The organism is Mangrovibacterium lignilyticum, from assembly GCF_010882175.1.
Lineage (GTDB): Bacteria > Bacteroidota > Bacteroidia > Bacteroidales > Prolixibacteraceae > Mangrovibacterium > Mangrovibacterium lignilyticum.
Genome location: NZ_WKLH01000001.1, coordinates 575,464 through 590,576, shown reverse-complemented (window position 1 = coordinate 590,576; position 15,113 = coordinate 575,464). Strand labels below are relative to the sequence as shown.

Sequence of the window (15,113 nt, the reverse complement as noted above, 5' to 3'; positions counted from 1 at the left end):
TTTAGAATGATTTTAACTGCTGTTATAAAACAACAATGTTGCACACATGTTTGAGCCAATCTTTTAAGCATCTGTGGAACTTAATCGTCAATCGCTCAAAAAATCCCCAAAATAGAATCTTGAATATTTTAGGATGACGCTGGTAAGTGCCACGATTATAGTATTGTATGTGTTTGTTGTCGGCACGGTATGGCACTTGCATTGATGTATAGAAATAGAAAGGATAAGACATGAAAGTTATAGTTATTAGTGATATTAAAAGTAAAGAGGAGAGTATTATTCCTTATGGTTTAAATCTGGCCAAGCACCTGCAGCGGGAAGTATTATTTGTGCACGTTGTTGATCCCAGGGTTCAGCAGGGAGTGCCAAGCGCAGTTGCTGATTCGTCGAGTGTAACTCCGGACACCAAAATGACTCAAGGGGAAATAATTGAAAAAGAAATTCTCCAGAGTGAGCAGGAGCTTGAAACGTATTTAAGTTATGAGATTTCAAGATTGAATTATCCGCTCAGGTGGGATTTGGATTTAAGCATCGGTAGTATCGAGAATCGGATGACTGACTTGGCAGCCGATTATCCGGGCTCACTCTTTCTTTTAAGCAAGGAGCCGGACAATTATATTTTTGATTCACAAAAGGAGACCATCGATATTAGTAAGACTTTTAACGGCGGTTGCCTGTTCGTTTCACCGGGCGAAAAATTTGTTCCGTATCGCTCTGTTTTGATTCCAAGTGTTTTTTCGAAAAATGAAGAGAAATGGATTGGGAAGATTCACGATTTTCTGAGTCGTTTTAGGCCGGTGATTAATATGTTGGGTAGACCTGAGCATTTTGCCGACGAAGAAATGTCTGCTTTATTGGAGATTGATCAACTATTTCCGAAAGCAACTGTTAATTATAAGGTATTGGACAAAGGACATTTCGATGAAGAGTTTATTGATTATGCGGAAATGATTGATCCGGAACTCATTATTATTATGGAAGAAAAAGTAGGTTTTTGGAGGAGTTTGTTCAAAAAAGAGCTGATTCGAAAGCTAATGGAGACGAATGATAGTCCGGTGTTATATTACAGCCGGAATTCAATATAGAGCATAAATTTTAATGTCGTTATAATTTAAATTAGCTATTATGAACAATAAGAGTTTGGTGAAATTGAGTTTTTGGGGAACCATGTTGGTTTTATTGGTTCAGGCCTGTAGTTCAGGTACTCAAAAGAGTACAGAGCATGAGCACGAAATGGTGATGCATGATAAAGTTATGGAAGCACCGGCTGATAATGGTGTTGAAAAAGCAATTTGTGTACTTCAACCTACCCAAGGGAATTCCGTTTCAGGAACAATAACTTTTACAAAAACAGATGCTGGCGTTGTTGTAAAGGGTGAAGTGAGCGGTTTGACTCCCGGCAAACATGGCTTCCACATTCATCAGTTCGGAGATGTAACAGCTCCCGACGGAACCTCAGCAGGAGGTCACTTTAATCCGGAAGGCCACGAGCATGGTGCGCCGGATGCAGCTATGAGTCATGTTGGTGATTTGGGTAACCTTGAAGCCAATGCTGATGGTGTGGCAACTTACGAGGTGACTTATCCGAATATGACATTCTCGGGTATTGAATCAATCCTTGGGCGTGGTATAATCGTTCATGCCGATGAAGATGATTTGGTATCGCAGCCAACCGGTGCTGCCGGGAAACGCGTTGCTATCGGGGTGATCGGCGTTGCTAAGAAATAGCAAAGGAAATCAGCTGAAAGATTAAGATACCTGACCGGGATGTTATTTGTAAAAATTCATCTCGCTCAGGTATTGCCATGTTTTAGCAGGAAGGAAATGGCGAATATCTTTACCTTCTTTGATCGAGTTCCGGATGAATGAAGCTGAAATTTCCATCAATGGGGCTTCAATGAGATTGATATTGGGGAAACGTAACCATTCACTTGACTCAAATCCCGGGCGTGGATAAACTAAAATATGATAGTATGCCAGCAACTGTTCGTGATTCTTCCATTTGTTTAGAAACTCCAGGTTATCAGAACCCATGATTAACGAAAATTCGTGTTGCGGGTATTTTTCTTGCAGATGAGCCAACGTGTCAATGGTGTAGGATGGCTTTGGTAAGCTGAATTCAATAGAATTGGCTGAGAAGCGGTAATCATCTTCAATGGCACGATTTACCAGTTCCAATCGCTGGTAATCATCAAGGAGGTGTTTCTTGTTTTTGAAAGGATTTTGAGGACTTACAACAAACCACAATTTTTCCAGCTCAGTGAATTCGAGCATGTAGTTGGCAATAGCCATGTGCCCAATGTGAATAGGGTTGAATGTTCCGAAATAGAGTCCTACTTTCATGAGTTATAAATTGCATGTTTCAATCCCGATAACTGTCGGTTCCAGCTATCAAAACGTTTAACCAGTCTGTGTGTTTTGACCGGATTTGTTTGTTTGCAATATGGTAATTTATTTTTTGTTGATGAAATCGGTAACGAGTTTATCGGCATGGGCCAAAGTTACGGGAAGCTCTTCGCTTACCAGGATGACATCGAAGTTCGGGGCAAAAGTCAATTCATGTTCAGCTTTGGCAATTCGTTTCTCAATTACGTCCAATGCATCGGTTGAACGGCCGACCAAGCGGTTTCGCAGCTCTTGAATCGATGGCGGTTGTACGAAGACTGCGAGGGCCTCGTCACCGTAATACTTTTTAATATTGATTCCGCCAACAACATCCACATCGAACACGACATGTTTGCCCTTGTCCCGAATTCTTTCGACTTCTGCTTTAAGCGTACCGTAGCTTGTGCCTTTGTAAACTTCTTCCCATTCCAGAAATTCATCAGCTTCTACCTTTTTTTTGAATTCATCGGGGCTCAAAAAGTAGTAATCAACACCATGCGTTTCGGTATGACGCGGTGCCCTGCTGGTTGCAGAGATTGAAAATTCCAGTCCAAAATCCTGTTGCAGCAAATGTTTTACAATGGTGGTTTTGCCTGCTCCCGAAGGAGCTGAAAAGATGATAAGTTTGCCTTTATCCATAGTCCCGAGTGTCAAGTTTCAGGTTCCGGATTATTTTAACCCATTACAACCTGAAAGCTATCCGTTCAATAATAAATATTCTTTTAAAGTACGTTGAGTAGTTGTTCTTTGATGCGTTCCAGTGCGTCTTTCATTTGAACGACTATCCGTTGAATATTGCTTTCGTTGGCCTTACTGCCGATTGTGTTGATTTCACGTCCGATTTCCTGTGCGATGAAACCTAATTTTTTACCTACGTCTTTTGGGCTTTCAAGCGTTTCGAGGAAATAAGTGCAGTGGTTGGTTAAACGAACTTTTTCTTCATTGATATCCAGTTTCTCCAGGTAGTAAATCAGTTCCTGTTCAAAACGGTTTTTATCCATATTTCCGTTAAGGGCAATTTCGTTTAAGCCATCAAGGATCCGGGTTTTAACATTTTCGATTCGTTGTGTCTCGAAGGTCTCGATTTGCGTTAACAACTGCTGAATATCAGTAATGTTTGAGCGGATATCTTTATCCAAGGCTTTACCTTCCTGCACTCTGAACTCGTCGAGCGTAGCAATCACCTTTTTGATGTGTACAAAAATTTCCAGCCACTCATTTTCATTCAATTCCTCATAAACCGTTTTCACGGTGTCCGGAAGGCGCATGATGTTTTGCATGATTTGTTCCGTGACAGGAAGACCCAATTTTTGTTGGATGTCACTGAGTTGGTTGAAATAGGCTGAAACAATATTGGCGTTAATCGCAGAGTTGCTTTCTGTTCCCAGATTTTCCAGGTAAAGTGAAAAGTCAACTTTCCCGCGAATCAATTTTTCAGAAATTTCTTTACGAATGACCAAATCTTTCTCGCGATAAAGCATCGGCATACGCGAGTTGATATCCAGCTGTTTGCTGTTCAACGATTTTAGTTCAATAGTAATTTTCTTATTACCGGTTTCAAATTCGGCTTTTCCATAGCCGGTCATCGATTTGATCATGTGTAAATTTTTTAATGTGCCCAAAGGTACAATTTTTAGTGGAAAAGTATGAGTATTAGCAGAAAGGAAGAAATGCGCTGATTTGTTCCTTTTTCAGTTGAACTGGATGCATATTTTGTGCTACTGAGGTGCTAACAACAATTAAGCAATTACTCCTGAACCGATCAATTCGTCGTCCTCGTACCAGGCGGCAAATTGGCCCGCTGTGATGCCTCGTTGCTCATCCTCAAAAAGCATGTAAATTCCGTCTTCTTGTCGGTACAATGTCGCTTTCTCCAGTGGTTGACGATAGCGAATTCGAACATCGTATTCACGAATTTCGCCGACTTCCATTGCCAGGTCAGTCCTGATCCAATGAATTTCTTCGTTGCTGATAAACAAGCCGGGACGATACAAGCCCGGATGTTCGGTCCCTTCACCAACATAGATAATGTTGCGTTTTACGTCGGTGCCAATAACAAAAAGTGGTTCGCTGTGTCCGCCAATATTGAGCCCTTTGCGTTGGCCAACGGTGTAGAAATGGGCACCGCGATGTTCCCCAATTACTTCGCCGTTCCAGGGTTTGTAAGGATAAGCGAAGCAAAGTTTGCGGAAGTTCTCCGGTGTTTTTTCAACCTGTTTTTTCTTTTCCATAAAACTTGCCGGAACTTCAATTACATTGCCGTCTTTCGGTTCCAGTTGCTGTTGCAGGAAGGTTGGTAAATCGACTTTCCCAACAAAGCAAATACCTTGCGAATCTTTTCGGGTCGCGGTGGGCAGATCTTGTTCGGCTGCAATGCGGCGGACTTCCGGTTTATCCAAATGACCGATCGGGAATAGCGCTTTACTCAGTTGTTCCTGGTTCAGCTGGCACAGGAAATAACTTTGGTCTTTGTTATTATCGGCTCCGGCTCGAAGCTGGTAGATCATTTGCCCGTCTTTCTCAAATTCCGATTTTTGACAATAGTGTCCGGTTGCCACGAAGTCTGCTCCATGTTTCAGGCACTCGTCCATGAAAATATCGAACTTGATCTCGCGATTGCAAAGGACATCGGGATTGGGAGTCCGACCGTTACTGTATTCGTCAAACATGTAATCGACTACTCGTTTTTTGTAGTGCTCGCTCAGGTCGACAATGTGAAAAGGCATGTCCAGCTTTTTAGCCACCATTCGGGCAATCAAGGCGTCATCTTCCCAGGTACATTGCCCGGTTAATGTGCCCGTGCGATCGTGCCAGTTAATCATGAATAATGCGATTACGTCATAGCCTTGCTGCTTTAATAAATAGGCTGCAACGCTCGAATCAACTCCACCTGATAAACCAATAACTACCCTTTTCATATTTTAAACTCCCCGTTTCAAAAAAAATCAAGATCTTTTACGATCTCTGTAACAGATGATCGAAAAGCTTTCTTCTTGTTTTCAATAAATTGAGCGCAAAAGTAGGATGAAAAACGGAAATAGACAATTAATAAAGTAGGGTCTTTGGCTTTTGAGTTGGAATAGTGGAATAATCTTTGCTAAGTGGGGGCATGATTATTTGGTCCGCAGATTTACCCTAAACGTCGGTGAAATTGCACAAACCATCGGTTCTGTTTGATTGGCTGGTGGATCGTAATCAACTTTGTTTTTTAGTATCAGAAACAGACAACCAATTTTAATATTTACAACATGAAAAAGTATTTCATCTTACTTTCAATTCTTACAGTGCCTTTTTTGGGCTTTTCGCAATCACGCTTTTTTGTCAATTTAAATGCCGGTTGGGACTACTCGGCCAATAAATATTACAATTACAATAACTACGACATTTTTGAAAATGAAGGGAATGATCTCAGTTGGGGATTAGACCTTGGTTATAAATTCTCTGATATCGTTCGTTTCCGTATTGAATCTCGTTTCGGGCAATACAGCTTCGGGCAATATTACTCAGGGGCGGACCTTATTCAAACAGAGATGACCATGAGTTACTTCAACATTAACCCACGGTTTGATTTTCGGGTATGGACAAAAGACAAATTTGAATTGTTTGTTTCTCCCGGTTTGAAACTCGAATATATTTATGACTCGGATCAGGTAACCGATAAAACCGATGGTACAACTTCGGATTTGAGCTATGTATCGTCGGCTTATGCTGATAACATGGCTGGTTTTATTGGCGGTGCTATTTTTAAATACAATATCAATAAGCATTTGGGAATAACCTTATCGCCCGAGTACACGCTTTATTTCAAGAAATTGTATGAGAAAAACGATGACAATATGAGGCGTTTTTCAGCCCGTTTAGGTGTTGAATGGAATTTCTAAGCTCCGGAAATAGCAGATAGTTTCTAAGAATTAAAACCAGCCGGAACGGTTTGCCGGAATTGGTGAAAAGATAAAAGGTATCCCACCACAGGATACCTTTCGTTTTGCTTTTAGAAATATATTTACACGTATGTAAATGTTGTGAATTCGTTTTAAGTTGCAGACTTGTCGTCTGCTGCTGTCTCGACTATATTGATGTCAATGACAGCGAAATCTCAACCGTGATTACATCGCCTTTTGCGACTATTACATTGGTTTGCTCAAAGCTGTCATATGTGGCAACGCTACATGTGACTTTATAGGTTCCTGGAAGTAAGTCAGCCACACTGTAAAATCCTTCTTCGTTGGCTACAGCTGAGGCTATTATTTCGTCAGCCGCATTTTTTATTTCAACAGTTACACCACCTAGCAGAACAGTGGTCGCAGTTTCTCCTTCTCCCTCTGTTGTGGAAACAGTTCCCTCGATTGTTCCAAGTGTCTCCTCCATGTTGATATTCACAGTTGTTGTTTCCTTTTCGATTACATCATAAGATTCGCTAAAGTCATTATAACCGTCAACAGAACATGCAACTGTGTAAGTGCCGGCTACAAGTCCTATTACGGAATAGTATCCTTGGTCGTCGGTTAAAGCTGAAGAGATTGTATCTTCTCCACTTAAAATATAGACAGGAATTCCAGCGCTTATTGAATCTAATGGCGCATTAGCGTCATCGTAATAATTGAAGGTTACTTTTCCACTGATTTCTCCACTAAAGTCTTGAGCAGTGGCACGTACAACGGGCTTGAATTTAAATCCAGTTAGTTCTTTTCCGTTTTTTGCTGGATTTCCTTGAACGAGGAATGAACGGCTCACATCAAAGTCAACAATCACAACTGCTTCCAGATTGCCTTTAATTTCGACACCACCGTCAATTTTGATTTTTAGACCACTGCTGGTTCCACTTGGTATTTTTAGATCGAATGTCTCACTGCCTTCTTCTTCAGTAAGTACAACTTCAGCTTTTACAATATGCAGCCGAATTTCGCTGTAAGTTCCAACTTCGATCGCAGAGGTGTCTGCAAGATTCGCTACGATTCCGTTTTGAAGATCAAGCAGGTTGAATTCCTGAGTTTCTTCAGATAGAATTATAAAACCGGATTCATCTGTTTCTTCGGTTGTTGCGTCATCTACTTTTTTAATCGATACTTTGTCGATCGTTACATTAACTTCTGCGACTTGATCGCTCGGAAATGGCGCATCGGTCAATAAAACCTTTAAACTGCCTTTTGTAGAATCGTTGCCGGCGATACCTTCGTCGGTACTGGTACATGACGCAAGGACTCCTAACGCAAATGCAGTTAATAATACTAGGGACGATTTAATTTTTCTTTTCATAACTCTTTACTGTTTTTCTGTTAAAAATACTTCTTCAGTTGTTTTGAAAGAGTAATGAAGATTGAGAGAGCGGCTGATAATTTTTAAGGCTGACTCAAGATTTGCCGTCTCAAGGGTTGCGCTGAATAACAGGTTTCGGCTTGTTTCAAGATGAATTGTTACCTGGAAAAAATCTTCCAAATCTTTCGTTACCTGATTAAGCTGTTCGCCTGAATAATTTGCACTGAAAACGGCTGTCTGCGGGTAAGTAACATCTGTTGTTTCCGAACTGATTAGCTCGTCATTTTTAAATTCCTTACTCGTGCCGGCAGGTATGACTTCCTGCAGTTTTTTGTTTTCGTAGGCAACTTTGCCCTCATAGCAGCTAACTTTCAGTTTGTCTTCCTTTTCTGTTATCAGAAACCGGGTTCCAAGAACGCTCACACTACCTTCATCGGTCTTTACAATAAACTTTTCTCCCTTTTGTACCTCGAAGTAGGCTTCGCCTTGTAATTTTACTTTTCTATTCCATATATATTTCGAGTAACTGATCGAGCTGTTTTCGCTTAACACGACCCTCGATTGGTCGGGTAAACGAAAAGTGGCAGCCTGATCTGTACTCTCAAAACGCGTCTGACTAAATAAAAGAAGTTGAAGAAGGAAAATCAGGATGAGAGAAGCAGCGGTTGAAATTGCGATTCGATAAACAGGACTTAGTAATAGTGCTCCGTGCTCAATCCGTCGTCTTTTACCTTCTTCAATCTTTTTTAGAGTTTCGTTGTAAGCAGCATGCTTGTCTTTTCGTGCCGGAATGCAATATGCACGAATAACTTGTTCGATCCGATTTTCGGAAGCGGGTAGAACAAGAAAGGCAGAGAGTAGACATATTTTGCGTGCTTCAAACATGATGTTTTTTCGTTGTCTGAGCTTATTATCCTTTCGTTGGAAAATACCCTACCCCTAATTTTGTTTTTTTTTCTAATAAAAGATGAAATAAGTACACTTTTAGATGTTGTAGGAAGGTTTTTGTGTGTTCGTAATGTGTTGCTGTATAGTTGTTTGGTGTGTTTGTTTGTGTCGGTTTATTTTTGAAGAAAAAATATTAGTCCTAAAAGGAAATTTGACACGGTTGATGCTTATGACGAACGGTCTGCCAAGGGAATTGTTTGTGGGTGCCGGTGATAAACGTACGTTATTATTGACAGCATGTGCCAATTCTGGTTACAGGGAGCCTCGTTATTATCGAGCGAATCGGGAACTAATTAGTGAAGAAGAATATTCACAAAAAATACGGGAGTAAAACGCATGGCTGTAATGTCGGTTCGCACGGAATAAGATCCGGTAGCGTCTGATACGTTAAAATAATCGACCTCCAGGACATTTTGCCGGTTCAGGATATTCATCAGTGAGACCCCCGTGCTTAGATTGAAAAATTTGTATTGCAAACGCTTAATGAAGGATAAGTCGGCCTGCATATAATAAGGCAAACGGTCGAATTCTGAGTCCCCTGAATTTGAGTCGGATACCAAATACGGACTTCCGCTGTGGTAATAAACATTGCTGGCAATAACCCAGCCTTTAATTTTGGCCATTTCAGTCCACCGGATTTTAAAGCGCTGGTCGTCGAACGACGGATAGGCTTCTCCGTTGTTGAAAACTTCGAACTGTTCTTCCGATTTTGACAACGAACTGGTTAATATGTGTGTGAACTTGCCTTGTTTATATTGGAGCAGTACATCCAGCCCGATATTTTCGGAGCTGCCGTTGCGTTGGTTGTATTCAATCAGTTTTTGCTGGCCGCCTGTTTGTTCCGAAAAAATATTCACCTTGCCGTCGGTTTTTTTGTAGTACCCTTCAACATTAACGGCCCAGCCGTTGTGCGCGAATTGCACTCCCAGTACATGCTGTTGTGCTTCCAGTACGCCTTCGCCGGATTCATTTGGTAGAAACCAAACCAAATCGTTGTTGCCGTTGATATCAACTTTGCGTATGCGCGAAAGAAACTGGTTGTACAGACCGCCGGCGTATAGCAGATTCACATAGTCATTCAATTTATATTTCAGCCCGATTCGAGGTTGCAGGTAGACTTCGGATGTTAAATCGAGGTAATTTGCGCGAAGTCCGATTCTGGCCTCAAGTTTATCAAACAGGTTGAGTTTTTCCTGCAGGTAAGCGTGGTATACGGTCGATTCCGAATCGAATACAATCGAGTCGGTGAGTTTATTCCCAGTCGAACGTTCGGCAAGGTAATCGTAGGTCACCTGGTTTGTGCTGGCACCAAATCCTACCTGGTGGGTAAAATCTCCGGTTTTCAATTCACCCGACCATTTGGCTGAAAATTCTTCCAGATAATTGCGGTCCTCATCTTTTTCGTCTTTGCCTCCTTTTCCCTGGCTGTTTGGCCCCATTCCCGAGTGAGAATAGGAGGTTCTGGTTAAGTCGTTGTAGCCAATAGTTAGTTGCTGTTGAAAATTTGTCGTCGTTTGGTAAAACCAGTTCCCGCTAACTCCCCGGTTTTCGCTGTCTGCATCTTCGTAACGGTAAAAACGCGAGCCCTCTTTAAATTCATAATCGCGCACTTGCAGGTCGTTGCTGTTTAGAAAATTGAATGAAATTTCGTGCTTGTCGGAAGGTTTAATTCCTATTTTGAAATTTAGATCATCGTACTGTACAACTGGTGAGACTGAAGACCCATCGTCGGAGCTGCCTTGTTCCAGAATTTGTTCATACAGGTAATTTTCCCACTTGTCGATGTAAGATAGCCGGTAGGAGCCGGTAAGTGAAACAGCTTTCCCAACCGGAACATTGGCTGTTGCACTTACATTTAGGAGGTTGGCCGATAAGTCCAAACTGGGTTTGTAGTAATTGCTTTTTCCTTTTAGTTCAACCACGCCTGATGTCTTTTCGCCATAAGTAGCATCGAAAGCTCCGCGTGAAACGAATGCCTGCGAAATGTATTTTGAGTTCAATACGCTCAGGTTCCCAAATAAGTGGCTTGTTTCCAAAACAGGTATGCCATCTAAAACAACCAGGTTCTGGTCCGGTGAACTTCCCCTGATTGAAATGCCAGCCGTTTGTCCTCCAATGAAGCTAACCCCGGGAATCAGGCTTAAAGAGCTGATCAGGTCGCTGTCGTCGGCGCGTGGTAAATTGGCCGATTGTTTTGGGTTGAAAGCGATGCGCTCGGATTGGTTGCCCATTTCGACCACATCTTTTTCCTGTTGAAAAACCTGGATCGCTTCTATATGTATTGAAAACGGATTCAGGTTGATGGTGTGAAATTTTTCCGGCGACAGGTATAGGGTCGTATCCAGTCGTTGGTAGCCCAAATGGCTAATCGCGATTGTTATTTTATCCTGCTTTTCAACGTTTGTTGTAAAGACTCCCAATTCGTTGGTCGTTGTTCCTTTATGTTCTGAATTTAGAAAACCGAGGTGGCAAAAAAGAAGTGGTTCTCCGGTTGTTCCGTCCTGGATGATTCCCGAAAATTTAACCATCTCAGGTTCCGGCTCGGGCAAGGGGTCCGGGTTTTTATAAATGACAATCGTGTTGTCTATCTTTTCTGAGATCAAGTGGTATCGGGTGCAAATTAGGCTGAGAAAATCGTCCAGACTCTTATTTTCAATCGTAAGGTCAACCTTTATCTCAGCAAAATAATTGGCATCAAATGCAAATTGAAGGTCGTTTTGGGAGGCCACTTCTTCCAATACTGAGCTTAACGCTTTTTGCTTTGCATTGACCGCTATCTGTTTTGCCTGAGAAAATCCCTGTATGGAAAATAAACAGCCAATTATTAATAAGGTGAAGTAAGGCTTAATTGTTTTCAACGATACTAAGTTGTTTGTTGGTTAAGTCGTAGTCCAGGTTCATCGCTTTAGTTAGAATTGTGAGCGCGAGTTTGCTGTTGTTCAGGTTCAACGATCCGGTGAATCGTTTTCCCAGAATGGTTTCGGAGGCTTGTAGCTGGTAACCTTCGCGCGCACAAATGAGTGTGAGAATTTCTCTTAGAGGTCTGTCGGCCCAATGATAAAGGTTATTGGAAATATTGGTAACCACATCGGTGCTAAAATCAAAAGGACCGTCAATGCTGTTCGGAGTAAAGCTAATTGCTTTTCCTCTGGTTAATAAAAATTCGTTTTTATTGATTGTCAAACGAACAGCCCCTTCGTAGCAATCAACCCGTCCGACGTTTTTAGAATATGCCTGAATATTGAATTTTGTGCCTAATACTTCGATCTCTCCTCCTGGGAAATCTACCTGGAATTTTTTCCCTTTGGTGACTTCAAAAAACGCTTCTCCGTCAAGTTTAACTAATCTGGCTCCGTCGATCAATCGCTCATGGTATTTAATGCTGGAATTTGTTTTTAACACGACCGTACTGCTGTCGGGTAAAATGGTTTGTTGAGCAGCAAGTTGTGTGTTTTGAGCTTTCTGAACTGGTTGTAGTGAATTCAGCGAAAAGAAAATAACAAGAATTGCAGCCGCTGCGGCAGCTGAGATATAGTATGGGAGTCGGCGTATTTTCTCCTTTTTCGGTTGCTCTTTCTCCGATATTTTCCGGGTTAGTTGTTCCCAAGCCTCCGCTTTGGTTTTTGTTGCCGGAACTTTATAGCCTGAAACCAGCTTTCTGATGTCTTTTTCTTGTTTCATGCTGTTTAAAGTTTTCGGTCGACTTTTGATCTTAAATACTTTAGAGCTTTGCTCATGTGCTTTTCAACCGCCTTGTTGCTGATATCCAAATTTACAGCAATTTCGCTATAGCTCATCGAGTCAATGCGGCTCATTAGAAAAATTGCCCTGGTTTTATCCGGAATCTCGGCGATCACTCCCTGTAGCTTCTGACCAAATTCCTTGAGTTCTAATAAGAATTCAGGTGATTCATGCTCATTTTCATTCAATAAAGAATTAATGAAATTGAGTTTTACATTTTTTCTCCGGTGATACTTGAAATACGAATTTTGGGCGATGGCGAAAAGATACGAGCGAACTGTCTGTCGATTAACATGGGCGCGTTCTTCCCACACTTGAAGAAAAACATCCTGGCTTAAATCTTCCGCTAAAGCGATATCGCCGGAAAGATAATACAGGTAGTTTCGAATGTATTCATAGTGTTTGTCGAAAGTCAGGGCAAACCATTCTTTTTCATCTAAGTCCTCAGGCATCCCGTTTCTGTTGGTTAAATTTTGCTTAACAAATATAATAAAAAGAAGATAGCGCTCTGATAGCTATAGAAATAATGCGCGGTCGGGAAATTACAAGTGAAAATTTATTTTGTTATTCTGAGGGTGTGGAAATTACCTATTGATTTTTGGGATCAGATTGTCGTTCCTTTGGGTGGTTATTAACAATTCATTGTTGATAACTCATGTGATTTCAGGACTTGGTGCTACTGCCGATTTGGGAAACCTCCCATAAATATCTCCAGTATAGAAATTGCGATTTTATCACACAGAAAGAAAAACTGTTACGTGGTCCTCGTTTGAAGAGCTTGTGGTATCTCTTCAAATGCCTCTCTGTTGTACTTAACTTATGTGATAAAATTTTAGCGATTCCTGAAATGAAAAAAATCTACCTGGTTTTTTATGATTTAAAAACTCGTCATGCCCGTTTGTGGGCATTTGTGATGGTCTGTTGTGGACTTATTTGTAGCCTTAGTGGGTATTCCCAGATTACGGTTGACGGTAATACGGATGATTGGAATATGTTAAACGCAAATCCATTGCCTACTTACGTCCATGTGCAGGATGCATATGGCAATGGTGTTGTTGACAACCAGTTTACTGAAGGGACTAAAGACATTATTCCCGCAGAAGAGTGGGTTTGGAGTGTAAGCCAGACCAAAGCAAAAAATGATATCGCCAATGGCGCTGTGTTTTTAAAGGGTGATACCTTATTTTTTGCAGGAGACCGAACCTCGAATAACGGTGATGCACAAATTGGTTTTTGGCTCTTTTTAGATGGGACAGGTCCTTTGCCTGTCGATAGTAAGGGGAAAGGAGCCTTCTTCCCTCAACATAACATTGCTCCTGGAGACTTGCTGGTCCTTGCTGATTTTACAGGAGGAGGTAAAAACGGTAATGTTACAGTTTATCAATGGGTGGGCGCTGGTAATGGTGATGGAACTGCCCCAGACGATCATTTTGATTTAATTACGACTCCAGCTCAAGTGGCAGAAAACAATGGAGGACCTGTGGCGGTTCCTGGCGGATGGTCGTTTATTAATAATGATTACGAAACCAATACTTTTTATGAAGGGTATATCGATTTGTCTTTCATATTAGGCGAGGAGATTGTTCAGCTGTGCGGATCATCATTTATGTTAGAAACCCGTTCTTCTCAAGAGTTAACTGCATCTTTGGATGACTTTGTTGCAGACGACTTTATTTCTACTCCGAAATGTTCGATTACAGGTTTGGAAGTCGTTTGTCCTGGTTCTGTGAATGAATATTCGGCTCCGGAAGATTATGCGTCGTATAGCTGGAGTGTTTCAGGAGGGGCGACGATTACTGCAGGGGAGAATGAACAAACAGTGTCGGTAGAGGCCAATTCGGCATGTGGAAGTTATACGCTGACCTTAACAGTGTCTTCTGATGGATTAATCTGTAACTCAGAATGTGAGTTAGTTGTTGGAGTTGTCGATAATGAAGCGCCGGTGCTTCCGGAATTGCCTGCTGGCGGAGATTTGGGTTGTAATCCAACGCCGCCGGTTTGTATTGATAATTTGATAGCGACAGATAATTGTGCCGGAGAAATTGCTGTTGTATGTGAAGCCGGTGAGATTACGGGAGATTGCAGTAAGAGTCAGACTTTTACCTATACTGCAACCGATGCTTGTGACAATTCAAGTGTCGGCGAAGTAATTTATGCTTGGAAAGAAGACCTTGAATCACCGGTTATTACCGCAGACATGCCCGGAGAAGACTTGGGTTGTAACCCAACAGCGGAAGAGATTGAAGCAGCATTGGGCAGCGCGAGCGTATCAGACAATTGTGATACCGGACTGAGCGCAGATTCCAGCGACGGAGCCGTTAGTTCCGACGGATGTATGATGAGCCAGACCCGTACATTCACAGCCGTAGACGAATGTTTGAATGAAGCCGTTCCGGTAGAGGTCACCGTGATGTGGAAAGTCGATACCGAGGCCCCTGTGATAACAGCAGCGAGCCAGGGAGGCGACATTGGTTGTAACCCAACAGCCGAAGAGATCGAAGCAGCATTGGGCGGCGCGAGCGTATCGGATAATTGTGATACCGGCCTGAGCGCAGATTACAGTGACGGAGACGTTAGTTCCGACGGATGTATGATGAGCCAGACCCGTACATTCACAGCCATAGACGAATGTTTGAATGAAGCCGTTCCGGTAGAGGTCACCGTGATGTGGAAAGTCGATACCGAGGCCCCTGTGATAACAGCAGCGAGCCAGGGAGGCGACATTGGTTGTAACCCAACAGCCGAAGAGATCGAAGCAGCATTGGGCGGCGCGAGCGTATCGG

13 protein-coding genes are annotated in these 15,113 nt (G+C 42.1%); 4 read left to right on the top strand and 9 right to left on the bottom strand.

What is annotated here, in order from left to right:
- Window positions 1-230: 230 nt before the first annotated feature.
- Both GJV22_RS02250 and GJV22_RS02245 read left to right on the top strand, forming a co-directional pair.
- Window positions 231-1,085, top strand: coding sequence for a hypothetical protein (locus GJV22_RS02250; protein ID WP_163708069.1), 855 nt, complete (start codon window positions 231-233; stop codon window positions 1,083-1,085).
- A 40-nt stretch (window positions 1,086-1,125) separates the two neighbouring features.
- Window positions 1,126-1,728, top strand: a complete 603-nt coding sequence (locus tag GJV22_RS02245) for a superoxide dismutase family protein (RefSeq protein WP_205461723.1) — start codon at window positions 1,126-1,128, stop codon at window positions 1,726-1,728.
- A gap of 42 nt (window positions 1,729-1,770) precedes the next feature.
- Here the strand turns inward: GJV22_RS02245 and nadD are convergent, their stop codons facing one another.
- From nadD to mnmA, 4 genes are all read right to left on the bottom strand, one after another.
- Entirely contained in the window at window positions 1,771-2,343 is a 573-nt protein-coding gene (gene nadD / locus GJV22_RS02240) for a nicotinate (nicotinamide) nucleotide adenylyltransferase (protein ID WP_163708066.1), read from the bottom strand.
- Between the two features lie 108 nt (window positions 2,344-2,451).
- On the bottom strand, window positions 2,452-3,024 hold the full coding sequence (gmk, locus tag GJV22_RS02235) for a guanylate kinase (protein WP_163708063.1): 573 nt from the start codon (window positions 3,022-3,024) through the stop codon (window positions 2,452-2,454).
- A gap of 83 nt (window positions 3,025-3,107) precedes the next feature.
- A complete protein-coding gene (locus tag GJV22_RS02230) occupies window positions 3,108-3,983 on the bottom strand; it encodes a YicC/YloC family endoribonuclease (protein ID WP_163708060.1) in 876 nt (291 codons plus the stop codon).
- A gap of 141 nt (window positions 3,984-4,124) precedes the next feature.
- A complete protein-coding gene (gene mnmA / locus GJV22_RS02225; RefSeq protein WP_163708057.1) occupies window positions 4,125-5,303 on the bottom strand; it encodes a tRNA 2-thiouridine(34) synthase MnmA in 1,179 nt (392 codons plus the stop codon).
- A gap of 330 nt (window positions 5,304-5,633) precedes the next feature.
- Here mnmA and GJV22_RS02220 point away from each other — a divergent pair, with 330 nt between their 5' ends.
- A complete protein-coding gene (locus GJV22_RS02220; RefSeq protein WP_163708054.1) occupies window positions 5,634-6,266 on the top strand; it encodes an outer membrane beta-barrel protein in 633 nt (210 codons plus the stop codon).
- A 187-nt stretch (window positions 6,267-6,453) separates the two neighbouring features.
- Here the strand turns inward: GJV22_RS02220 and GJV22_RS02215 are convergent, their stop codons facing one another.
- The 5 genes from GJV22_RS02215 to GJV22_RS02195 all read right to left on the bottom strand — a co-directional run bounded on the left by GJV22_RS02215 (window position 6,454) and on the right by GJV22_RS02195 (window position 12,782).
- Window positions 6,454-7,641 carry a DUF4382 domain-containing protein gene (locus GJV22_RS02215; protein WP_163708051.1) on the bottom strand — a complete coding sequence of 396 codons (1,188 nt, stop codon included), beginning with the start codon at window positions 7,639-7,641 and terminating at the stop codon, window positions 6,454-6,456.
- Between the two features lie 6 nt (window positions 7,642-7,647).
- Window positions 7,648-8,526, bottom strand: a complete 879-nt coding sequence (locus tag GJV22_RS02210) for a FecR family protein (RefSeq protein ID WP_163708048.1) — start codon at window positions 8,524-8,526, stop codon at window positions 7,648-7,650.
- A gap of 356 nt (window positions 8,527-8,882) precedes the next feature.
- Complete coding sequence (locus GJV22_RS02205) at window positions 8,883-11,447, bottom strand: TonB-dependent receptor (protein WP_163708046.1); 2,565 nt, start codon at window positions 11,445-11,447, stop codon at window positions 8,883-8,885.
- On the bottom strand, window positions 11,434-12,270 hold the full coding sequence (locus GJV22_RS02200; RefSeq protein WP_163708042.1) for a FecR family protein: 837 nt from the start codon (window positions 12,268-12,270) through the stop codon (window positions 11,434-11,436). The genes GJV22_RS02205 and GJV22_RS02200 overlap by 14 nt, the downstream gene beginning before the upstream one ends.
- Before the next feature lie 5 nt (window positions 12,271-12,275).
- Window positions 12,276-12,782, bottom strand: coding sequence for an RNA polymerase sigma factor (locus tag GJV22_RS02195; RefSeq protein WP_163708039.1), 507 nt, complete (start codon window positions 12,780-12,782; stop codon window positions 12,276-12,278).
- A gap of 395 nt (window positions 12,783-13,177) precedes the next feature.
- Between GJV22_RS02195 and GJV22_RS02190 the strand changes: the two genes are divergently transcribed.
- On the top strand, window positions 13,178-15,113 hold a 1,936-nt coding region (locus GJV22_RS02190), incomplete at its 3' end, for a hypothetical protein (RefSeq protein WP_163708036.1).